The organism is Methylobacterium sp. P3_A11 (genome assembly GCF_056403155.1).
Window position 1 is genome coordinate 1 of sequence record NZ_JBFUGA010000026.1, and the last position, 21,578, is coordinate 21,578.

The 21,578-nt window shown below is 73.2% G+C and carries 24 protein-coding genes; 10 read left to right on the top strand and 14 right to left on the bottom strand.

The genetic code is table 11. From position 1 onward, the window contains the following. Window positions 1-227: 227 nt before the first annotated feature. The 3 genes from AC1DXK_RS10870 to AC1DXK_RS10880 all read right to left on the bottom strand — a co-directional run bounded on the left by AC1DXK_RS10870 (window position 228) and on the right by AC1DXK_RS10880 (window position 2,466). Complete coding sequence (locus AC1DXK_RS10870; RefSeq protein ID WP_457107394.1) at window positions 228-1,046, bottom strand: universal stress protein; 819 nt, start codon at window positions 1,044-1,046, stop codon at window positions 228-230. 71 nt (window positions 1,047-1,117) lie between these two features. Continuing rightward, entirely contained in the window at window positions 1,118-2,110 is a 993-nt protein-coding gene (locus AC1DXK_RS10875; RefSeq protein WP_457107395.1) for a glucokinase, read from the bottom strand. 116 nt (window positions 2,111-2,226) lie between these two features. Further along, window positions 2,227-2,466: a biotin/lipoyl-containing protein gene (locus AC1DXK_RS10880; protein ID WP_457107396.1), complete on the bottom strand. Its 240-nt coding sequence runs from the start codon at window positions 2,464-2,466 to the stop codon at window positions 2,227-2,229. Window positions 2,467-2,661: 195 nt separating this feature from the next. Here AC1DXK_RS10880 and AC1DXK_RS10885 point away from each other — a divergent pair, with 195 nt between their 5' ends. From AC1DXK_RS10885 to AC1DXK_RS10900, 4 genes are all read left to right on the top strand, one after another. Further along, window positions 2,662-3,180 carry an ion channel gene (locus AC1DXK_RS10885; RefSeq protein ID WP_457107397.1) on the top strand — a complete coding sequence of 173 codons (519 nt, stop codon included), beginning with the start codon at window positions 2,662-2,664 and terminating at the stop codon, window positions 3,178-3,180. Window positions 3,181-3,267: 87 nt separating this feature from the next. Further along, the gene (locus AC1DXK_RS10890; RefSeq protein WP_457107398.1) at window positions 3,268-3,720 is read left to right on the top strand and encodes a response regulator; all 453 of its coding nucleotides are present in this window, start codon (window positions 3,268-3,270) and stop codon (window positions 3,718-3,720) included. A 47-nt stretch (window positions 3,721-3,767) separates the two neighbouring features. Next, the gene (locus AC1DXK_RS10895) at window positions 3,768-4,415 is read left to right on the top strand and encodes a BON domain-containing protein (RefSeq protein ID WP_457107399.1); all 648 of its coding nucleotides are present in this window, start codon (window positions 3,768-3,770) and stop codon (window positions 4,413-4,415) included. Window positions 4,416-4,520: 105 nt separating this feature from the next. Continuing rightward, a complete protein-coding gene (locus AC1DXK_RS10900) occupies window positions 4,521-5,318 on the top strand; it encodes a universal stress protein (protein WP_457107400.1) in 798 nt (265 codons plus the stop codon). A 124-nt stretch (window positions 5,319-5,442) separates the two neighbouring features. Here the strand turns inward: AC1DXK_RS10900 and AC1DXK_RS10905 are convergent, their stop codons facing one another. The 5 genes from AC1DXK_RS10905 to AC1DXK_RS10925 form a co-directional block, all read right to left on the bottom strand. Beyond that, on the bottom strand, window positions 5,443-6,300 hold the full coding sequence (locus AC1DXK_RS10905; RefSeq protein WP_457107401.1) for a universal stress protein: 858 nt from the start codon (window positions 6,298-6,300) through the stop codon (window positions 5,443-5,445). A gap of 15 nt (window positions 6,301-6,315) precedes the next feature. After that, window positions 6,316-6,648, bottom strand: coding sequence for a c-type cytochrome (locus tag AC1DXK_RS10910; protein ID WP_457107402.1), 333 nt, complete (start codon window positions 6,646-6,648; stop codon window positions 6,316-6,318). Then, entirely contained in the window at window positions 6,648-7,463 is an 816-nt protein-coding gene (locus AC1DXK_RS10915; RefSeq protein WP_457107403.1) for a universal stress protein, read from the bottom strand. The genes AC1DXK_RS10910 and AC1DXK_RS10915 overlap by 1 nt, the downstream gene beginning before the upstream one ends. Window positions 7,464-7,646: 183 nt before the next feature. After that, window positions 7,647-8,294, bottom strand: coding sequence for a BON domain-containing protein (locus AC1DXK_RS10920; protein ID WP_457107404.1), 648 nt, complete (start codon window positions 8,292-8,294; stop codon window positions 7,647-7,649). Window positions 8,295-8,321: 27 nt separating this feature from the next. Beyond that, window positions 8,322-8,522, bottom strand: a complete 201-nt coding sequence (locus AC1DXK_RS10925; RefSeq protein ID WP_457107405.1) for a hypothetical protein — start codon at window positions 8,520-8,522, stop codon at window positions 8,322-8,324. Between the two features lie 132 nt (window positions 8,523-8,654). On the opposite strand from AC1DXK_RS10925, the gene AC1DXK_RS10930 reads away from it, so the two are divergent. Continuing rightward, window positions 8,655-11,231 carry a phosphoketolase family protein gene (locus AC1DXK_RS10930; RefSeq protein ID WP_457107406.1) on the top strand — a complete coding sequence of 859 codons (2,577 nt, stop codon included), beginning with the start codon at window positions 8,655-8,657 and terminating at the stop codon, window positions 11,229-11,231. Window positions 11,232-11,451: 220 nt separating this feature from the next. On the opposite strand, the gene AC1DXK_RS10935 is transcribed toward AC1DXK_RS10930, so the two are convergent. Continuing rightward, the gene (locus tag AC1DXK_RS10935) at window positions 11,452-11,658 is read right to left on the bottom strand and encodes a hypothetical protein (protein ID WP_457107407.1); all 207 of its coding nucleotides are present in this window, start codon (window positions 11,656-11,658) and stop codon (window positions 11,452-11,454) included. Window positions 11,659-11,673: 15 nt separating this feature from the next. Beyond that, on the bottom strand, window positions 11,674-12,534 hold the full coding sequence (locus AC1DXK_RS10940; protein ID WP_457107408.1) for a universal stress protein: 861 nt from the start codon (window positions 12,532-12,534) through the stop codon (window positions 11,674-11,676). Window positions 12,535-12,783: 249 nt separating this feature from the next. On the opposite strand from AC1DXK_RS10940, the gene AC1DXK_RS10945 reads away from it, so the two are divergent. From AC1DXK_RS10945 to AC1DXK_RS10965, 5 genes are all read left to right on the top strand, one after another. Further along, the gene (locus AC1DXK_RS10945) at window positions 12,784-14,334 is read left to right on the top strand and encodes a PAS domain S-box protein (RefSeq protein WP_457107409.1); all 1,551 of its coding nucleotides are present in this window, start codon (window positions 12,784-12,786) and stop codon (window positions 14,332-14,334) included. Further along, the gene (gene fixJ / locus AC1DXK_RS10950) at window positions 14,324-14,932 is read left to right on the top strand and encodes a response regulator FixJ (RefSeq protein WP_457107410.1); all 609 of its coding nucleotides are present in this window, start codon (window positions 14,324-14,326) and stop codon (window positions 14,930-14,932) included. The genes AC1DXK_RS10945 and fixJ overlap by 11 nt, the downstream gene beginning before the upstream one ends. 306 nt (window positions 14,933-15,238) lie before the next feature. Next, a complete protein-coding gene (locus tag AC1DXK_RS10955) occupies window positions 15,239-15,607 on the top strand; it encodes an SPW repeat protein (protein ID WP_457107411.1) in 369 nt (122 codons plus the stop codon). Window positions 15,608-15,686: 79 nt separating this feature from the next. Next, window positions 15,687-15,911: a hypothetical protein gene (locus tag AC1DXK_RS10960; protein WP_457107412.1), complete on the top strand. Its 225-nt coding sequence runs from the start codon at window positions 15,687-15,689 to the stop codon at window positions 15,909-15,911. A 158-nt stretch (window positions 15,912-16,069) separates the two neighbouring features. Next, a complete protein-coding gene (locus AC1DXK_RS10965; RefSeq protein ID WP_457107435.1) occupies window positions 16,070-16,720 on the top strand; it encodes a helix-turn-helix domain-containing protein in 651 nt (216 codons plus the stop codon). 134 nt (window positions 16,721-16,854) lie between these two features. Here the strand turns inward: AC1DXK_RS10965 and AC1DXK_RS10970 are convergent, their stop codons facing one another. From AC1DXK_RS10970 to AC1DXK_RS10985, 4 genes are all read right to left on the bottom strand, one after another. After that, window positions 16,855-17,709, bottom strand: a complete 855-nt coding sequence (locus AC1DXK_RS10970; protein WP_457107413.1) for a universal stress protein — start codon at window positions 17,707-17,709, stop codon at window positions 16,855-16,857. Window positions 17,710-17,810: 101 nt separating this feature from the next. Beyond that, window positions 17,811-18,107: a hypothetical protein gene (locus AC1DXK_RS10975; RefSeq protein ID WP_457107414.1), complete on the bottom strand. Its 297-nt coding sequence runs from the start codon at window positions 18,105-18,107 to the stop codon at window positions 17,811-17,813. An 11-nt stretch (window positions 18,108-18,118) separates the two neighbouring features. Next, entirely contained in the window at window positions 18,119-20,854 is a 2,736-nt protein-coding gene (locus AC1DXK_RS10980; protein WP_457107415.1) for a cation-translocating P-type ATPase, read from the bottom strand. Continuing rightward, window positions 20,820-21,221, bottom strand: coding sequence for a DUF6455 family protein (locus AC1DXK_RS10985; protein WP_457107416.1), 402 nt, complete (start codon window positions 21,219-21,221; stop codon window positions 20,820-20,822). Before AC1DXK_RS10985 ends, AC1DXK_RS10980 begins: the two co-directional genes overlap by 35 nt. Window positions 21,222-21,578 lie beyond the last annotated feature (357 nt).

Below are 21,578 nucleotides of genomic sequence, written 5' to 3' on the forward strand. Positions count from 1 at the left end.
GCGCGGAGCCCGACGACGCCCCGATGAAGCCCTGGAAGGTCGTCCTGGGGATCTTCGTCCTGTTCCAGGCGGCCGCCCTGCTGCATCCGGGTCTCGGCCTGCTCGTCCTCGCGGGCGCCCTGGTGATCGGTCTCCGACGCCTGCTGCGCCGCTGGCGCCGGCGCCGATGAGCCCGGGCCGGCCGCCCTCCCGCAGGACGCGCCCCGCGGGGGTCGGGCCGGCGGTTCCTAGTGGGACATCAGGCAGCAGATCGTCGCCTTGGCCAACAGGTCGCGCGTGACGCCGCCGAAGAACCACTCGCGCAGACGGCTGTAGCCATACGCGCCGGTCACGATCAGGTCGGCGCCGAACGCGTGCGCCGCGCCGCGCAGGTCGTCCGCGACGGTCCAGCCCGAGGGCTTCGCATGGTGCGCGCTGGCGTTGACGTCGTGCAGGGCGAGAAAACGCACCACGTCCTCGACCTCGGCGCGGTCCTCGCCGTCGCCGACGCGGAACACCTGGACCGCCTCGGCGCGGCGCAGGAGGGGCAGGGCGTCCGACACCGCGCGGCGCGTCTGGAGCGTGTTCTTCCAGCCGATGACGATCTGCCGTGCCTCCAGGTACTCGACCTCGGCCGGGACCACGAGCACCGGCCTGCCCAGCTCCATGAGAGCGTCGCCGACATCGACGGCCAAGCCGGCCGTCACCCGCTCGTCGTCCGCCGGGCGGCCGATCACGACGAGGTCCGCGGCCCTGGACTGGCCTTCCAGGAACGGGATCGGACCATCCATGTCGGAGCGCCACTCGACGCGGTCGCTCCGGCCGCAGGCCCCTCTGAAGACCTCCTCGACGCCTGCGAGCCGCTCCAGTGCGGCCTGCCGGATCTCCTCGATGGCCGTGCCCATCGGCACCGCCGTCTCGCCGTAGCCCTGCGGGTAGTCCGGCAGGCAGGCGCCCGCCCCGATCAGGCGGGCACCCAGGCGATGCGACAGCTCCGCCGCGAGCCTGACCCGCGCCGGCGCGTGGCGCCCGTCATCGACTGCGACCATGATGCTGGCATACGACATGGCGATGGCCTCTGACCGAAAATCTCCGGTCGTCACTGTGGGGCACCGCGCGCCTGCGGCGTTGATCTGGCTCAAGCCCGCCAGTCCGCACCGGGGAACAGGAAGCGGTCCTCGGCCGCCAGGAGCGCTGCCAATCCATCGATGGCCGGTTCCGGACGCAGGATCACGAAGCGCGGGATGGCGCGCATCGCCGCCTGGAACGGGGGCTTGTCCTCGAAGGCGTCCCCGAATGCCCCGCCCTGCAGGACCTCGACGATGCGCGGGGCGATCCCACCGGCCAGGTAGATGCCGCCGGTCGCCGAGAACGTCAGGGCGAGATCGCCCGCGAACCGGCCCAGCAGGCGCGCGAACCGGCGGACCGTTTCCCGCGCGAGCGGATCGACCAGGGAGGCATCGAGCACTTCCGGCGGCCGGGACCAGCCGGCGGCCACGCCCCGCGCCGCCGCGATGGCCCGGGCCAGCCTGACGAGCCCGGACCCGGACAGCAGGGTCTCGGCCGTGAGCCGGCCCGCGGCCTTCATCAGGTCATCCCACGGCAGGTCGTCGCGTTCGCAGGGGCCGAACCCGACATGGCCGGCCTCGGTCGTCTGGATCAGGAGGCGCTCGCCGGCCGGGATCAGGGCCGCGGCGCCGAGGCCCGTGCCCGGCCCGAGGACGAGGCGCGGACCCGTGCCCGCGACCCCCGGCCCGATCCGCGCAAGGTCGGTCGGGTCGTCCGCGGCGAGACTCGGTAACAGGCCGGCGAGCGGAACGTAGTCGTTGACCAGCCGCACCGCCTCCAGGCCGAGGGCGGCGCCGATCGCGCCGCGGTCGAACGTCCAGGGTGCGTTGGTCAGGCGCGTGACGCCCTTGTCGACGCGGCCCGCCACGGCGAGCCAGGCGGAGCGTGGCCGGACCGGGCCCGGTCGGTCGAGGAAGGCCCGGATTGCGGCGACCGGACCCGGGTAGTCGGCCGTCGGCACCTTCCAGATCGGCGTGGGCCGGGCCGCCGGCTCCGGCAGGACGGCGAAGCGGGCGTAGGTGCCGCCGATGTCGGCGAGAAGCGCCGGGAGGGGCAGCGGCATCCTCAATCCTCCGGGGATCTGCCCGCCGCCGCGGCCGGCGCGAATTTCAGGCTGCGGATGTCATCGGTCGCCGCAGCCATCTCGGCGATCCGGCGCGTGCCGCGGCGTGCCGGTCGTCACGCATGGACCTCGGCGATGATGCAGCCGGGATCGACCGCCTCGCGCGCCGGCGCCATTTCCTCCAGGCGCCCGGCGACGGGAGAGACGATGTCGTGCAGCGCCCCGCCGATGCGCACGGTGGCCACGGCCTCCCCGGCCCGCACGCGCGCGCCGTCCGCGACGAGCCACCGTTCCAGGATGCCCTCGGGGGGCATGCCGCCGGACCAGAGGGCCTCGGATACGTGGATGTCCGCCATGATTGCCTCCCGGGTCCGGGCGACCGAACGGGCCACCGGGTGGCATGGGATGCCCTCGGAGCGCGTCCCGCGTTGATCTGGATCACGGCATGGCCGACGAGGCCGCCGGGACCGGGGCGCGGCTTGAGGCAGGTCAATGAGGCGCCCGGCAGGTCGGACAGGATCCCCCGGGAGCCCATCGCGCGGACCGAAGCCATGCTCGTCGTCCTGACCGCCAGCATCGTCCTCGTCATGGTCACCATCCTGGTGCTCTACGAGACCCTTCGCCTCACCTCGGAGCATCTCGCCGAACTGCCGGTGCCGCCGCGCTGGCGCATCGTCGCGGTGGTGCTCGCCGCCTTCGCCGGGCATACGGTCGCCGTGTGGGTCTACGCGGGCGCTTACTGGCTCCTCGTGCTCCGGTTCGGGCTCGGGGCCTTCTCGGGCGTGCCCATCCAGACCTTCGAGGACTGCCTGTTCGTCTCGGTGGTCGCCTACTCCTCGCTGGGCTACGGCGACCACGTGCCCCTCGGCCACGCCCGCCTGCTCACCGGTGTCGAGGCGCTCAACGGGCTCCTCCTGATCGGCTGGTCGGCCTCGTTCACCTACCTCGCCATGGAGCGTTACTGGCCGCTGCACGGGAAGGCGCAGGCCCATCGCGCCGCGCAGGCCCGGCGTGCCGGGGATGACCCGCCCGGCCGCGAACGCCTCGTCCCGCCGGCCCCCGGCACCTGACTGCGCCGGCGCCCTTGCGCTGGATCAAGGCCGGCCGGCCCGGCCGGTCTATCCTGGAGCCGCGGCAACCGGAAAGGGAAGCGGGCGATGGAAGCTGGAACAGGAGCGCGGCCGGTTGTCCTCGTCGCGGAGCCGCAGGCGCTGCCGGGCATGTGGCTGGAAGACGTCCTCACCGCGGCCGGCTGCGCCGTCAGCGGGCCGTACGGGACCTGCGGAGAGGCCGTGGAGAGCCTGAGTGCGCACCGGCCCGAATTCGCGGTCGTCAGCGTCGACCTGAACCAGGGGCCGGGCTTCCCCCTGGCCTGCGCCCTCCGCCGGCTTGGCATCCCCTTCGCGCTGATCGCTGGCAACGCGCGCGTTCCGGACGCCTTCTCCGACGTGCCGAGTTTCGACCGGCTGTTCGATGCCCGCGACATGGTCTCCGCCGTGGCGGCCCGTCGCACGGCCCGGGGCCGCCCCCTGGCCTGCCCGATGCGGGGCCGGATCGCAGCGGGCGAGGCCGTTGCGCTGGATCAATGTCCGCAAGCCTGCCGGGCCTAGCGTCGGTCCCCGCCAGGGGCGACCCGGACGCACCGAGGAGAGGGACCATGGGCGACACGCTGATTCGCCAGAACGTCGTCGACGAGCTGGACTTCGACCCGAGCATCGACGCTGCCCATATCGGCGTCGCCGTGGAGAACGGCATCGTCACGCTCTCCGGTCACGTCGGCAGCTACACGGAGCGCGTGGCCGCCGAGAAGGCGGCCCAGAAGGTCCGCGGCGTGCGCGGGGTGGTCGAGGAGATCAAGGTCCGGTTCGGCGGCCAGGCGCCGCCGCGCGACGAGGATCTGGCGCACCGCGCCGTGCAGATGCTCGACTGGTCCGTGACCGTGCCGAAGTACGCCGTGCAGGTGAAGGTCCAGGACGGCTGGGTGACGCTCACCGGGACGGTCGACTGGCAGTATCAGAAGGAGGAGGCCTATCGGGCGATCCGGCGCCTCGCGGGCGTCGCCGGCATCGTCAACACCATCGCGGTGACGCCGAAGGCGAGCGTGCCCGACGTGCACGCGAAGATTCTGGCGGCCCTCAAGCGCAACGCCGAGCTGGAGGCGGACGCCATCGAGGTGACGGTGAAGGACGCCAAGGTGGTCCTGAAGGGCAAGGTGAACGCCTGGTACGAGCGCCGGCTCGCCGAGAACGCCGCATGGTCGGCGCCCGGCGTGCACGCCGTGGAGGACCACTTGACCCTGCGCTAGGACCACCTGACCTTACGCGGAGCCCCACGGCGGGAAGGCCGGGCCGCCGAGCCCGCCTGCCCGTCGCGCGCGCATGCGGACGTCCCAGTCCGATGGAGACCGTCCATGACCTACGCGAGCATCATGGTGGCCGTGGACCTGACGGAGGGCGCGGGAAACCGCATGCGCCTCGCCGGTCACCTCGCCGACGACTTCCACGCCCGGCTGATCGGGGTCGCGGCGGAGCAGCCGGGCTACGCRGCTCCGCCGCCGGCCCCCGCGGCGAGCGCCGCCGCCGCGGACGCGGCCCTCCTGAACGACCTCCGCCTGGCGCAGGCGGCCTTCGTGGAGGCCGCCGGCGGCCGCGGCCGCGTCGAATGGCGCTCCGCCATCGAGCGTCCGCTGCCGTTCCTCGTCGCGCAGGCCGCCGCCGCCGACCTGGTGGTGACCGGACGCAGCTCCGCCCCCGAACCCGCGCGGCTCGCCGTCGATCCGGCCGACGCGCTCATGCATCTCGGCCGCCCGGTGCTGGTGGTGCCGCCGGACGTCGACCATCTGGACGCCAAGCGGGTCGTTGTCGCCTGGAAGGACACCCGCGAGGCGCGCCGGGCCGTCCTGGATGCGCTGCCGTTCCTGAAGCGGGCGTCCGAGGTGCTCGTCGTGTCCATCGACGAGGGGGCGATCTCCGACGGGCAGGACAGCCTGCGCCTCCTCCAGGCCCACGACGTCTACGCCGTCTGCGTCCGGCGCGACGCCTTCGGCGCATCGGTCGCCCAGGCGCTGGCCGAAGCCGCCGCCGAGCACGGCGCCGACCTGATCGTCGCGGGTGCCTACGGCCGCGGCCGCCTGCGCGAGTGGGTTTTCGGCGGCGTCACCCGCGACCTGCTGGCGGCCACACCCGTCTGCTGCCTGATGAGCCACTGACAGGATTGCCCGGGCAGCCGGCAGGACGGGTGAGCCCGCACGCAACCGCCCTGTTCGCGGCGGCCGCGAGACCCTGCGCCCGGGACCCGGGACACGGCGCAAAAGCCGGCGGGTCAGCGCGCCCTCAATGCGCCATCAGCACCGGCATGCGGGCGTGCTCGATGACGTGGCGGGTGACGCCGCCGAGCAGGAACTCGCGCACGCGGCTGTGGGTGTAGGCCCCGAGCGCCAGCATCGAGGCGTTCCGCTGCTCCGCCTCCGCCAGGATGGCCGCGCCGACCGAGCCCGCCGCGATCTGCAGACTGACGGCCTCCGCCACGATGCCGTGCCAGCGCAGGTAGGCGCACAGGTCGGCCGCCCGCGCCTCCTCGTATCGCTCCGTGCGCGCGTGCAGGACGGTCACGCGCCGCGCCTCGTGCAGCAGCGCGATGGACTGGCCGATCAGCCGCGTCGCCTCCAGGCTGCCGTTCCAGGCGACGACCACGTGGTCGAGCAGGTCGTAGGGCAGGGTCTCCCCGACCATCAGCGTCGGACGCCCGACCGAGAACAGCGCGGTGTCGAGCGCCCGCCCGGTGAAGGGTCGCTCCGGGTCGCGCCGGTCGACGATGACGAGGTCGCTGACGCGGCCTGCCAGCGTCAGGAGCGGCTCGACCTCGCCCGACAGTTCGGTCCAGGTCGCGAAGGTGGCGTCGAGGCGCCCGTCCGGGATCGCGAGCGGCACCCCCTCGCGCCCGCACCACGCCCGCAGGGCCGCTTCGCCCTCGGCCGCGGACTCACGCACGCCCCGTGCGATGGCCGCGAGGGAGACGCGGTCCATCGGCACGAGGCGCGCGAGCGCGGCCTGCACGTGCTCCGGGCCGGGCGCCATGTAGGTGACGCCGATATGCGCGTGCAGGCGCCGACCCAGACGGAGGGCGGCATCGAGCCGGCGCGTGGCATCGAGGCCGGGGGCGGTGGGGACGAGGAGACAGCGCAGGAACATCGGGGGTCTCCGCGCTCAGCGCTCCAGGGACTTCAGGTAGGCGATCAGAGCCTCGACCTGGTCCGGGTCGAACCGGAATTCGGGCATGCTGGGATGTCCGGTGCGGATGCCCTCGGCCAGCGCCTCGCCCAGGTCCTCGACGGGGTAGCGCGTGTGCAGGTCGCGGAAGGGCGGCGCCTCGCGCAGCGGGCTCGCCCCGACCCGCCCGACCGCGTGGCAGCGGGCGCAGTTGGTCCGGGCGAGGGTCTCGCCCTGCTTGACCTCCCGGTCCCAGGATGCCGCCGGGCCGGCGCGAAGGACGGTGAGCAGGGCGAGGGCGCCCGCCGCGAAGGTGGTGGCCGGGCGCATCAGTGGCTCATCAGGCAGCAGACCGGGGTCGTGCGCAGCAGGTCGCGCGTGACACCCCCGAAGACCCACTCGCGCAGGCGGCTATGGCCGTAGGCCCCCAGCACGATCAGGTCCGCCTCCGCGCGCCCGGCGAACCGCAGGATCTCGTCCGCGGCGCCGATCTCCGGGCTGCGCAGGAGGTGCGTGGTGACGCCGACCCCATGGCCGGCGAGGTAGGCGGCCACATCCTCGGCGCCCTCAAGGTCCGCGCCGGGGCCGACCACCGCGATGTCGACCGCGTCGGCCCGGGTCAGGAACGGCAGGGCGTCATGGACGGCCCGGCGCGCCTCGCGCGTGTCCTTCCAGGCCACGACGATCCGCTTCGCCGAGAGATCCTCGATCCCGGGGGGCGCGATCAGCACCGGCCGGCCGACCTCCATCAGGAGGGCTCCGACCGGCACACCCATCGGACCCGGGTCGCCGTCCGCCGGACCCTGCCGGCCGACGACCACGATGTCGGCGGCGCGTGCCTGCCCGGCGAGGTAGGCCAGGGGTTGGGCCGGGGCGGCGCGCCAGGCCCGCTGGTGCGCCGCCCCGGCCTCGCGCTCGAAGAGGGCCTTGGCCTCCGCGAGCTGCTCGTCCGCCCGGCGCTCCTCGAGAGCCCAGATCCGCTCGACCTCCAGCATGTCGCCGACCGGCATGGGGCCGAGGACCGGGCGTCCGGCGACGCCGGTCAGCGTGGCGTCGAAGCGCTCCGCGAGGCCGGCCGCCAGTTGGATGCGGTCCGCCGCCGCGGCCCCCAGATCGACCGAAACCATGATGTGCGAGATCTTCATGACCGCCTCTCGTGGCCGGGGTTCCGGCGCCGTCGGGGCACCGTGGCCCGGGTTCGCGGCATCGACCTTGATCCAGCTCAAGGGCGCGCGGGGTCGGCCCGACCCGTCGCCGGTCGGGCGCTGGTCGGGGTCCGGCGGGACCGGGACGGCGGCCTCCGCGGCGACAGCCGGCGACCGCGACCCTCAGCAGGCGAGCGTCAGACGGTCCTCGACGGCGCGCACGCCGGGCGCCGACCATGCCGCCCGCTCGGCGAGTTCGCGCTCGCGCCAGAGGTCGACGCACCCGTCGAGGGTGACCGTGTCGCCGTCCACGTGCACGCGGATCGTATCCGGGTCCCGGGCGCTGCGCCGGAGGGCGGCCAGGATGCGGGACTTCACCTCGGTGGCCCGGGCCGGCGGCTTCACGGCGATCAGGTTGACGATGTCGGTCACGCCGGCCAGGCGCCGCAGGGCCTGATCGACCGCCGCCTTCTGGTGGTAGTGCGGCACGCAACCCTGGAGCGTGACGCAGCCCCGCTCGACCTTGAGCGTGACCGCGCTCTCCGGGATCCGCACGTCCCATTCCAGCACCCGGGCGCACCGTTCGGCCAGCGCCTCGTCCCCGAGACCGGGGCTGCCCGGGTAACGGACCTCGATCCGCTCGACGACGCCGCGCACGCCGCGGACCCGGAGCGCGACGCGCTCGGCGATGCCCTTCTCGGCGTAGTTCCGGACATGCCCCGTCAGGGTCACGATGCCGTTCTCGACGATGACGCCGATCTGTGCCGCGTCGATCATCGGGGCGTATTCCAGCTCGTCGAGCACGTGCTGGTGCACGGTCTTGTCGTCCATGGCCGGTCTCCTCGGTTCGGCGCGGATTCAGAGGGCCAGCCAGAGCAGCGCCGGCGTCACCACCGACGCCACGACGGCCAGGGCCAGGGCCTGCAGGCTGGGAATGCTCCGGTAGCGGTAGCCGTCCCCGACGACCTGTCGGCCCGCATCGTTCCGCGGCGCCAGACCGACCGGCATCCGCACCCGGCGCACCGTCTGGATGTGGGTGGATCGAAGTACCAGGGTCATCGTTCGCTCCCGCCTTGCTGACGGGTGCATTCTGCCGGCCGGGACCCGAGGCGCCTTGATTCAGCTCAACGCCGCCGGCCCCGGTTGCCGCCAGGGTCGGCCCCGGGATCCGAAGCCGCCGGGGAGGCCGACATGGACGCGCCGCACACGTCGAGGGAGCGCCACGACGGCGAAGATCGGGACGCGGGGCACCGCCTCGCCTTCGTGCCCGGGCCGCTCGGGCCGGACGGCCTCCGGCAGATCGACGCCTACTGGCGGGCCGCCAACTACCTGTCGGTCGGCCAGATCTACCTCATGGCCAACCCGCTGCTGCGCGAGCCGCTCAGGCCCGAGCACGTCAAACCCCGGCTCCTCGGCCACTGGGGCACGACGCCCGGCCTCAACTTCATCTACGCGCATCTCAACCGGGTCATCCGGCAGCGCGACCTCGACCTGATGGCGGTGTGGGGGCCGGGCCACGGCGCGCCGGGCCTCGTCGCCAACGCCTACCTGGAAGGCACCTACAGCGAGGTCTACCCGGACGTGGCGCAGGACCAGGACGGGATGGCCCTGCTGTTCCGGCAGTTCTCGTTCCCCGGCGGCATCCCGAGCCATGCCTCGCCCGAGCTGCCGGGCTCGATCCACGAGGGCGGCGAGCTCGGCTACGCCCTGGCGCATGCGTTCGGCGCGGCCCTCGACAATCCCGGCCTGACCGTGGCCTGCGTGGTCGGGGACGGCGAGGCCGAGACGGGCCCGCTGGCGGCCTCGTGGCACGCGAACAAGTTCCTCGACCCCCGCCACGACGGCACGGTCCTGCCGATCCTCCATCTCAACGGCTACAAGATCGCCAACCCGACGATCCTCGCGCGGATACCGGAGGCCGAGCTGCGCGACCTCCTCGTCGGCTACGGCTACGAGCCGAGCTTCGTCGCGGGCGACGATCCGGCGACCATGCACCAGGCCATGGCCACGGCCCTCGACGCGGCCTTCGACGCAATCGCGGCGATCCGGACGCGGGCTGAGCGCGGCCCGACGGCCCGGCCGCGCTGGCCGATGATCGTGCTCCGCAGCCCCAAGGGCTGGACGGGACCCGCGCACGTCGACGGCAAGCCGGTCGAGGGCACGTGGCGCGCGCATCAGGTGCCGGTCGCGGCCGTGCGGGAGAACCCGGAGCACCGGGCGGTCCTGGAGCGCTGGATGCGCGCCTACCGGCCGGAGGAGCTGTTCGCCGCCGACGGCTCGCTCGTGCCCGACCTCGCCGCCCTGCCGCCGAAGGGGCCGCGGCGGATCTCGGCCAATCCCCATGCGAACGCACGCAGGAGCGTCCCGCTGCGGCTCCCCGATCTCTGGCGCTTCGCGGTCGCGGTGCCGGAACCCGGCCGGACCACGGCCGAGGCAACCCGCGCGCTCGGGACCTACCTGCGGGACGTCCTGACCCTGAACGCCGAGTCCCGCAACTTCCGCATCATGGGTCCGGACGAGACCGCCTCGAACCGGCTGGACGCGGTCTTCGCGGTGACGAGCCGGGCCTGGCAGGCGGAGGTCCTGCCGGGGGACGACCACCTCGGCCGCGACGGCCGCGTGATGGAGGTGCTGAGCGAGCATCTCTGCGAGGGCTGGCTGGAGGGCTACGTGCTGACCGGCCGGCACGGCCTGTTCGCGACCTACGAGGCCTTCGCCCACGTGGTCGATTCGATGGTCAACCAGCACGCCAAGTGGCTGAAATCCGCGAGCGCATTGCGCTGGCGCCGGCCGGTGCCCTCGCTCAACATCCTGCTCTCGTCCCATGTCTGGCGGCAGGACCATAACGGCTTCAGCCACCAGGACCCGGGCTTCATCGACTTCGTGGCGAACAAGCGCGGCGACACGGCCCGGATCTACCTGCCGCCGGACGCGAACTGCCTGCTCTGCGTCACCGACCACTGCCTGCGGACCTACGACCGCATCAACGTGGTCGTGGCCGGCAAGCAGCCCGCCCTGCAATGGCTGACCCTGGACGAGGCCGTCACGCATTGCGCGGCCGGCGCCGACATCTGGGACTGGGCCTCGAACGAGGGGGATGCGGAGCCCGATGTCGTGATGGCCTGCGCCGGGGACGTCCCGACCCTGGAGACCCTCGCGGCGGTGGACTGGCTGCGCCGGCACGTCCCGGAACTCCGGGTCCGGGTGGTCAACGTCGTCGACCTGATGACGCTGCCGTCCCGCGAGATGCACCCGCACGGGCTCGACGACGCGACCTTCGACAGCCTGTTCACCCGCGACCGGCCGGTGGTGTTCGCCTATCACGGCTATCCGTGGCTGATCCATCGGCTGACCTACAAGCGGACGAACCACGGCAACTTCCACGTGCACGGCTTCATCGAGGAGGGCACGACCACGACGCCGTTCGACATGTGCGTGCTCAACCGGCTCGACCGCTTCCACCTCGCCCAGGCCGCCCTGCGGGCCGCACCCCGGCTGCGGGGCCGGGCCGAGCACGCCGAGGAGGCGCTCCGGCAGGCCCTGGCCGCCCATCGCGCGTATGTCTGCCGGTCCGGCGACGACATGCCGGCGATCCGGGATTGGACCTGGCCCGGGCGGCCTGCGCCGGGACATCCCGACAGCCGCCGGATCGAGGGCGACATCATGCAGGGCGGCCTGACGGGCGCGGAGGAGGTTGCCCAGGACGAGGTTGCCCAGGAGGAGGTGGAGGCCGGATTCCGGCTCCCCGGGGCGGAAACCGGGCGATGATCGGCGTCCGCGAGGCCGGCTCCCCGGCCTGCCTTGCGCCCGGTCCGGACGGCGCGGGCCGCCGGACCGGGGCGGGCGCCGCAGGATGTGGTCGATGCCGCCGCCCCGCCGCGGCCGACACCGCGCGCCGCTGAGCGACACCGACGAGACCGGGCGGCCCGACGGTGATCACGGCAACCCGGTCGTGTCGGGTTCGCCCGTCAGGCGCGGCTGCGGCGCCTCACTCGACGAAGCCCCATCCGGCCTCCAGGGCTTCGCGTTCCTCCTCGGTCAGCGGGTCCGCCCAGTCCATCCTGTTCGGCGCGCGCTCCTGCGCGGGCGCCTCGTCGGCCTTGGGCGGCGCCGGTCGGGGCTGGCGACGGGCGAGGGTCCGCGGCCGCGCGGCCCGGCCCGCCGCGTCGCTCCGTGAGGGGGGTCGGTTGCGCATCGCAGTCTCCCCGGCTCAGCGGGCGAGGAAGAGCGGGGCCGGGCTGCCCCGCAGGAAAGACCGCGTCACGCCGCCGAAGAAGTACTCGCGCACAGGGGCATGCCGGTAGGCGCCCAGCACGATCATGTCGGCCCGGAACAACCCGGCCTGGCTGCGCAGGGTGCCGGCCACGCTGTCGCCCGTCGGAAGGTCGTTGACGCTGACGTTCACCCCGTGGCGCGCGAGGTGGGGCGCGAACTCGGCCCCCGGCACGGTGGCCTCGATCGCCGCCTCGGTGCCGACCGAGACGATCTCGACCGCTTCGGCTGCGCGCAGGAACGGCAGGGCGTCGTTGGCGGCCCGCGCGGCCTGGGCGCTGCCGTCCCAGGCAACGATGATCCGCCGCGCCGCGAAGGCATCGTGTCCCGGCGGGACGGCGATGACCGGCCGGCCGCTGTGGAACAGCGCCTTCTCGACCATCTCCCGGTCGAGGTCGTAGGTTCGCGGGCCGATGTCCAGAACGGTCAGGTCGTGCAGGCGGCCCCGCTCGGCGAGCCGGTTCACGATGTCTGGGTAGGTCAGGCTCGGCGCCTCCGTCGTGCAGACCACCCCGGCCTGCGCCGCGTCCCCGGCCGCGCGCTCCGCGACGGAGCGGGCCAGGGCGTCGAGGCGGCGGTCCATGACGGAGGCCCCGTCGAAGTCGAAGTCGCCGAGCCAGGCGTCGCTGCCCGAGAGGCGCCAGGATGCCGACTGGACGGTGAGGTGGGCGCCGGCGGCCTTGGCCAGGGTCAGACCGTAGCCGATGGCCGAGGACACCTCCTCGCGCTCGCCCTCCACGGCGGTGCCGACGAGCACGTCGCGGATGGCCGCGAGCGGGGATGAGGCCTGTCTGGGCATGGGCGTCTCCGGGATGGATCGGCCCCATGGTTCGCCCCGCCGCGACCGGGCAGCCTTGATCCAGCTCAAGCCCTGCCTCCAATAAGCGGCCGGATCGGAGAACGATTTGGATTCGGCCGCGAACATTGCCGCCGGCTGTTTTCTACGCGGGAACTGGAGTAGCTTCACGGGCGCGTGATGCGAGCGACGTGAGACGCCGGGCACAGGTGAGTTCCGCCGTTGCGCGCAGGATTTTCACCGGTGTGAACGATGACGAACCCCGCCGGCACGCCCGGCTCCGACCAAGACGGCGGCGGCACGCAGTCCGGCGACGAGCTTCGGCAGACCCTCGACGAGGTCGGCATCTGCATCTGGTCGCTGGACATCCCGACCGGCCGGGCCACGGTCTCCCCGACCTGTGGCCGCCTGTTCGGCGTCCCGTCCGAGCAACTGACCACCTTCGCCGCCTCCCAGGCCCTGGTGCATCCGGACGACCGCCAGAGCCGGGCGGACGCCCTGCAGCGAGCCTTGCGGGACGGCGGCAGCTACGAGGTCGATTATCGCGTCGCCCGGCCCGACGGCCACGTCTGCTGGCTGCGCTCCCGCGGGCGGGTGCAGCTCGACCCGGAGGGCCGGGCGGTCCGGCACCGCGGGGTCGTGCTCAGCATCGACGCGCAGAAGCGTGCGGAGGTGGACCTCCGCGCCCGCGAGGCGCATCTCCAGTCCATCCTCGACACCGTGCCCGAGGCCATGGTGGTCATCGACGAGGCCGGACTCATCCACTCGTTCAGCGCGGCGGCCGAACGCCTGTTCGGCTACGCCGCGGCGGAGGCGGTCGGGAGGAACGTCCGCATCCTGATGCCCGAGCCGATGCGCAGTGAGCACGACGGCTATCTCGATCGATACCGGCGGACCGGGGAGAGGCGGATCATCGGCACCCACAGGGTCGTGACGGGCCAGCGGCGGGACGGATCGATCTTCCCGATGGAACTCGCCATCGGCGAGATGCGCTCGGGCGAGCAGGTCTTCTTCACCGGATTCATCAACGACCTGACCGAACGCCAGCACACCCAGGCCCGCCTTCAGGAACTCCAGTCCGAACTCGTCCACGTCTCGCGCCTGAGCGCCATGGGCGAGATGGCCTCGACCCTGGCGCACGAGCTGAACCAGCCCCTCGGCGCCATCGCCAACTACACCAGGGGCTGCCGCCGCCTGCTGGCGCGTCCGGACCCGGACAACATCGCCAAGACGATGGAGGTGCTCGACAAGGCCGCCGAGCAGGCGCTGCGGGCCGGTCAGATCATCCGCCGCCTGCGCGAGTACGTCGCCCGTGGCGAGACGGAGAAGCAGGTCGAGCCGGTGGCACGGCTGATCGAGGAAGCCTGCACGCTGGCCCTGGTGGGAGCCCGCGGACAGGGGATCAAGACCCATGTCACGCTGGCCGCGGACACGCATTCGGTCCTGGCCGACCGGGTGCAGGTGCAGCAGGTGCTCATCAACCTGATGCGAAACGCCTGCGAGGCCATGCAGCAGGGGCACCGGCGCGAACTGAATGTCGAGGCGCGCCCTGCGGGACCGGACAGCATCGAGATCGCCGTCTCGGATACCGGGCCGGGCATCTCGGACGAGGTCGCGGACCGGCTCTTCCAACCCTTCGTCACCACGAAGGAGGGGGGGATGGGCGTCGGCCTCTCGATCTGCCGCACCATCGTCGAGGCTCACGGCGGCCGACTGTGGGTCGAGGGCAACGGGGCGGGCGGGGCGACCTTCCGGCTGACGCTGCCGGCCGTGCACAACGGAGACCTCAGCCATGCCAGCTAGCCTCGTGCACGTCGTGGATGACGATCCGGCCATGCGGGACTCGGTCGGCTTCCTGCTCGGGACCGACGGCTTCGCGGTGGAACTCTACGAGGCCGGGGCCGACCTCCTCGATCGGCTCGGCAAGCCGGCCTCGGGCTGTGTCCTGACCGATATCCGCATGCCCGGCATCGACGGTCTGGAACTGCTCCGCCGCCTCAGGGCGGCGGGTCACAAGATCCCGGTCGTCATGATGACGGGACACGGAGACGTGCCCCTCGCGGTGGCGGCGATGAAGCTCGGGGCCTGCGACTTCATCGAGAAACCGTTCGACGACGCGGCGCTGCTGCAGGCGGTCCGTTCCGCCCTGGAGCGGGGCGGGCCGGTGGAGGTCGCCGATCCCGACCTGCAGGAATTCGTCCGGCGGGTCGGCACCTTGAGCGAGCGCGAGCGGCAGGTTCTGGACCAGCTCGTCGCCGGCGGCACCAGCAAGGAGATTGGCCGCGCGCTGGCCATCAGCCCGCGCACGGTCGAGATCTACCGGGCCAAGCTCATGGCTAAGACCCAGGCCGCGAACCTGCAGGAACTGGTGCGCTCGGCGGTGCTGGCCGGGATCGCCTGAGCCGGCTCGCGGCGGGCAGGCCGGCGCCCGGATCGCGCCGCCCTGCCCGCCCACCGTCGACGCCCGCTCCGAGAGCCCCGGATTCGAGCCGGCTCGACCACGATGAAGCCCCTGGGCGACAGGCCCGTCGGGACCGACGAACGGGCCTGCCACGCCGGCCCGGACGATGGGGCGCGCGGGTCTTGAGGCAGATCAATGCCTGGCCGGCCCGATGCGGGAGTCTCGGGCCATCGAAGGCGGCAGGCCCTCTACCGCCAGGGCCGGCCTCTCTGAGCGGTCCGGCCCGTGCAGCGTCGGGAGGCGGCGATGCGAACCATCGAGAACAAGACTGGGGACATGGTCCCGAACGCCCTCAACATCGCTCTCGGTGCCGCCCTGGTCCTCGCGCCCTGGTACCTGGGGCTGGGTTATGACACCGCCGCGGCGCGCAACGCCTTCCTCAGCGGCGGCGTCATCACCGTCATCGCGGTTCTGGCCCTCGGCCAGACCTACGACTGGGAGGAATACCTCAACCTCGCCGCCGGCCTGTGGGCGGCCATGGCGCCGTGGGTGCTCGGCTTCGCGGACGCCAAGCCCGTCCTGTGGGTGCATGTCGTGATCGGCCTCGCCGTGGCCGTCCTGGCCGCGTTCGAACTCTGGCGGCTCTTCGTGTCGCCCCAGGCGCGCTCGGTCTGACGCGCCCCGCCGGCTGCGCCGGCGCGGGCCGGTGCGTCCTCACCCGGGCCGCCGACCCGTCCCTGCCCGGAGCGGCACCATGCCCTTCGATCCCCTGGCGCTCGCCGTGGCGGCCTGCTTCACCGCGGGCTGCGCGTCCATCCACGCCCTGCGCCGCCATGCCGAGGCCCTCACCCTCGTCCTGGGTCTCCTGGCCTGCGGGCTCGCCACGATGCTGGGCTCGCTTCTGGCCGGCTGCAACGGTCTGCTCGTGCTGTCCGATCCCCTGCCCGCATGGGGGCTCGTGGCGGCTGCGGGCGATTGAGCGCCGCAGCGCGGCTACGTAGTTGCCCTTACGTGATCCTGCTTAAGAGAACGGCCGGAATTTCGCCCGCCCCCCGGCTCCGCCAATCTCCCCGCCATCCGATGCGCCCGAGGAGAGAAGCGATGGCCGATGAGATCACCCTTCCCCCAATTCCGCAGATGGCCCTGAACGTCCCCGTTGGTGGGCGGCACGCCGGTGTCCTGTTCGCGGGCTGTCCCGACCTGATCGGGACGCCGTTCGGCTACACCCGCGAGGAGGAGATCTACGGCGAGGGCGAGGAGGCCGAGTTCGTCTACAAGGTCGTCAGCGGCGCAGTGCGCACTCACAAGATGCTGAACGACGGCCGGCGGCAGATCACCGGCTTCCACCTGCCCGGCGACCTGTTCGGGTTCGAGCATGGCGAGAGCCACCGTCAGACGGCCGAGGCCCTGTCCGACACCCGGGTGCTGATCTTCGGGCGGCGGCAGATCGAGCGCGCTGCGACCGACCGGGCCGAGGTCGCCTGCCGGCTCTGGACCATGGCGACGACCAGCCTGCGCCAGGCCCAGGATCACATGATCCTGCTCGGGCGCCGCTCGGCGGCGGAGCGCGTCGCGGCCTTCCTCATCGAGGTGGACGAGCGCCTGGGCGGCATCGGCACCTTCGCGCTTCCCATGACCCGGCGCGACATCGCGGACTTTCTCGGCCTGACCATCGAGACCGTGTCGCGCACGCTCTCGCAGCTCGAAGAGGACGGGGCACTCCAACGCGTCGGCGGCCGCCAGGTCAGCCTGCGCCGTGCCCGGCTCCGCCGCGTGGTCGAGGACTGAGCGGGCGCTGCCGGGAAGGGATCGCGGGAAGGGATCCCCTCCCCCGCGGCTGTCCCGGTGTCGTGGTTCCCCGGCGCCCGGAGCGGCGCGCGGGCTGCGGCCGCATGGCTGGGGCGCGCCTGCGGCCCCGACGGTCAATGGGCGAGGAACAGCGGTACCCCGCTTCGCCCCAGGAGGGACTGGGTCACGCCGCCGAGGAACCATTCCTGCAGGCGGGAATGCCGGTAGGCGCCCATCACCAGCAGGTCCGCACGGAACAGCCCCGCCGCGGTCCGCAACGTCTCGGCGACGTCATCGACGACCGGCAGGGTGGTCACCGACACCGTCACGCCATGGCGCGCGAGATGCTGGGCGAACGCGGCGCCGGCAACCGTCGCCGACAGATCCTTCTCGCCGACCACGGACACGACCTCGACCGATTCGGCCGCGCGCAGGAACGGCAGGGCGTCGTTGGCGGCCCGCGCGGCCTGGGCGCTTCCGTCCCAGGCGACGACGACCCGCGGCCTGGCGCATGCGGAGCGCCCGGGCGGTATCACGATCAGCGGGCGCCCGCTCCCGAACAAGACCCCGTCGATCAGGTCGCGGTCGAGGTCGACCTCCCGGGTCTCCGCGTCCAGGAGGGTCAGGTCGGCGAGCCGGGCGCGGGCGGTCAGCCGGGCGATCAAGTCCGGGTAGGCCAGCGCGGGCGCCTCCGTGGTGCAGATCACGCCCGCCCCGGCGGCGTTCCCGGCGGCACGCTCGGCGGTCGCCAGCGCAAGGCCGCGCAGGCGCCTGTTCTCGCTCCCGACGAGGTCGTTGACGAAGCCCAGTCCCGCCCCGGCGACCAGGGTCAGCCGGCGGGCCGCGGACTGCACGGTGAGGTGGGCGCCCGCGGTGGCGGCGAGGGAGAGGCCGTAGTCGAGGGCCGTCTCGGGTTCGTCGCCGCGCCCCTCCTCGGTGACGGCGACGAGGATGTCGCGGAACGCAGCGAGGGGGGACGGGAGGGGCATGGGGGCTCCGGGCTGGTGTCCGCCCCAGTCTCCGCCGGACCGGGCGGGGCGCCTTGATCCAGCGCAACGATGGGCCGTCCGGCGCCCGCGGCCCGGACCGGTCATCGCTTCCGGAGGCGGGACAGGAGGCCCTCCACCGCACGGGCCGCCGCTTCGAGCCGCGGCTTCAGAGCCGGGATATCCTCGCTCAGGAGCGCGAGACCGAGCGGCAGCATCCAGAGGCCGAGGACGGGCAGGACCGACAGCGCGCCGCCCCCGATCAGGGCGAGCGCCGCCGCCACGCGCAGCGGCCGCCGCGTGGGCTTTCGCAGCCACCGGACCGCCTCCTGCACGCGTGCGGGAAGAAGGCCGGTCAGCCGCTCGACCCGTGCATCCCAATCCGCCGCGCTCGGCGCCATCGCGATCCTCCTCAGGCCGGACGGTCGAAACGCCCGGCGGCCGTGCGGGCCGCCGCGATCAGGGATCCGAGCTGGACGACCAGAACCGGTGCGAGGCTCGCCGAGAGAACGAGCGTCCAGCCGCTCCCATCGAGGGCGACGAGGCCCAGCACCGTGCCGACGGGAGGAAGGCAGGTTGGGCCGACGAGCAGCGCCGTGCACAGGAGCAGGGCGGCCCAGACCCAGGGGTTGCACGTGACCTCGTTGCGCAACAGCCTCGAGCCGGAAGCCCGCATGTTGAAGACCTGCCAGAGCTGCGCGAAGGCGAGCGTCAGGAACGTGACGGTCACGACGGAGGCCCGGTCGAGGGCGAGCCAGGACGCGGCGGCGGCCAGGCTCCCGAAGGTCGCCGCCGTCAGGACGGCGGCGTGCAGGGCGATCCGGATCCATTGCGGGCGCCCGAGGAGGGGCTCCCTCGGATCGCGCGGCGGCCGCTCGAGAATGTCCTCCCGGCCTTCCCCCATCGCCAGCGCGAAGGCCGGGAACACGTCGGTCACGACGTTCAGGTAGAGGATCTGCAGCGGCAGGATCGGCAGCGGCAGCGCCGACAGGACCGCGAGCCCGACGACCATGACCTCGCTCAGATTGCAGGCCAGGAGATAGGCGGCGAAGCGGCGGATGTTGTCGAAGATGGCCCGCCCCTCGCGGATCGCGCCGACGATGGTCGGGAAGGCGTCGTCGAGGAGGACCATGGCGGCCGCCGCGCGCGCGACGTCGGTTCCCCGCCGACCCATGGCGACGCCGATATCCGCCTGCTTCAGCGCCGGGGCGTCATTGACCCCGTCGCCGGTCATGGCGACGATCTCGCCCTGCGCCTGATACGCCCGGACCAGGGACAGCTTCTCGGCCGGGCTGACCCGCGCGAAGACCGCGACATCTGCGAGCGCCCCTGGCGCGAGGTCGCAGGGCACGCCCTCGACGACGCGGTCCCGCGGGCCGGCGATCCCCACGGCGCGGGCGATGCTCCGGGCCGTGACGGCGTGGTCGCCGGTGACCATGACCACGCGGATGCCCGCGTCGCGACAGGCCGCCACCGCCTCCGGGACGTCCGCCCGGGCCGGATCCTCCAGGCCCACCAAGCCGAGGAACGTGAGATCCGCGAAGGGATCGTCTCCGTCCGCATCCGCCGTCCTCTCGGCGCAGGCGATGACCCGCAGGCCCCCTGCCCCGAGGTTCTCGACCCGGCGCCGCCACAGGTGGCGGGCCGCCTCGTCGAGGGGGCGGTCGCGCCCGCCCTCGCCCATGCGCCGCGAGGCCGCGAGCACCGCCTCCGGGGCACCCTTGACCATCACGCGGTAGCGCGGTCCCACGGCGTGGACGGTGGCCATCATGCGCGTGCCCGCGTCGAAGGCGTGCTTGCGCACGACGGGCTGGTCGCGCAGGAGCGCCGCACGGTCCAGCCCGACGGACCGGCCCGCCCGCAGCAGCGCCTGTTCCATCGGGTCGCCGCTGCCATGTCCCGCACCCGGCCCGAGCGATGCGTCGTTGCAGAGCACCGCGACGTGGAGCAGGCGCTCGACCTCCGGCGCCCCGCCGGGGCGCTGCGCGGACAGGTCCAGTTCGCCGGCGGGCAAGGACAGCCGTCGCACGGTCATCCGGTTCTCGGTGAGCGTGCCCGTCTTGTCGGTCAGGATGACGGTCGTGGCACCCAGCGTCTCGACGGCCGACAGGCGCTCGATCAGCGCGTTCCGCCGCGCCATCCGCCACATGCCCCGCGCGAGCATCAGGGTCGCGACGATGGGCAGGCCTTCCGGGATGGCCGCGACGGCGAGCGCGATGCCGGCCTCGGTCATGAGGCGAAGGTCCTTGCCGGTCGCCACGCCGAGGACGGCGAGGAGGACGGCGATCGTCAGGACGACCCAGACCATCTGGCCCGACAGGCGTTCCAGGCGTCGCTCCAGGGGCGACCGATCCGGCTCGGCCTGATCCACGAGCCGGGAGATGCCGCCGAGTTCGGTCCGCGGACCCGTCGCGACGACGACGCCGGTGCCGCTCCCGCGGGTCACCAGCGTGCCGCGGAACAGCATCGGGGCGCGCTCGGCGAGGCGCGCTTCCGCGGCGACCGGGGACGCCCCCTTGTCGACCGGCACCGATTCCCCCGTGAGGGTCGACTCGTCCGCGCCGAGGTTGGAGGCCTCCACCAGACGGATATCGGCCGGGACGGCATCGCCGCCCTCGACCAGCACGATGTCGCCCGGGACGAGATCTTCGGCGGCGAGCACCCGGACGTGCCCGTCGCGGCGGATCCGGGCGGAGCGCGTGCCGAGCGCCCGCAGGCCCTCGACGGATCGCGCCGCCCGCAGCTCGGTGAAGAAGCCCAGGCCGGTGTTGACGGCCAGGACCGCCAGGACCGCGACCGCCTCGTGCCAATCGGCGAAGGCGAGCGACACCGCGCAGGCAGCCGCGAGCAGGTAGACGACGGGGCTCGCCAACTGGTGCAGCAGCAGGGCGAGCACGCCGGCCCTCTGCCGTGTGGCGATCACGTTCGGGCCGACGTGCGCGCGCCGCCGCCGCGCCTCCGCATCGGTCAGGCCCACCTTCAAGGACGTCCCGAAGCACCCCGGAACGTCCGCGGCCGGCAGGGCATGGACCTGGTCCGCTCCCGGCCGCTTCAGGGCGGGGGTCGATGCCAGGTGCGGGGCCGGCGAGACCGGTTCGGGTGCCGGCCCCGGCTCAAGCACGGCGCAATCGGTCGAGGCGCGCGGCATTCGGGCAGAACTCCGCGTGGGCGTCGGCGGCCGTCCCGGTCCGGAGTTCGTGCGCGCAGCGGTCGCGCTGCGTGCAGCGCAGGCAGACCGCCTCGAGATCCCGCATGGCCGCCGGGTCACGCCGTCGGACGGCCTCCGGATCGAGCTTCAGGCTTCGCATCAGGGTCACGATGTTGCCGAGCCTCATGTCGGCATCGGGCGCTCCGGGCGCGGGACCGATCGCTTCGGCCTCCAGCATCGTGTCCATCATCTCCGCGTCGATGGCCCTGATTTCCTCGGCCGCCTTCAGCAGGCAGCTCCACGCGCCCATCGCGGCGGCGACGCCGAAGGGGTCGAACGGATCGTGTCGGTCGGCGGGTGCGGGCATCGTGGTCTCCGATGGGCGCCCGGGATCCGCCAGGGGCGGCATCGTGGGCGGCTGGCTGTCGGGTACGGCGCGAGGGTGCCCTCCTCCGCGGTCGGGGCCATGATCTGGATCAAGGGACGCCGACGCGGTGCGGAGGCGGCTTCGCCCGCGCACGGCCCGGCGCGGCCCCGGTACGGGATCTGCCGCCGCGGATCCGTTGCGGCGCTCTTGATGCACCTCAATGCGACGCCGGGCGCAGCCTGGGACACCGGCACGCGCCTGCAGGCGGGAGGGTGTGCAGGCTCAGAGGCGTGAAAGCTTGGCGGTCAGACCTGAAAGTCGGACTTGGAGGTCCGACAGACTTGGAGGTCGGACAGA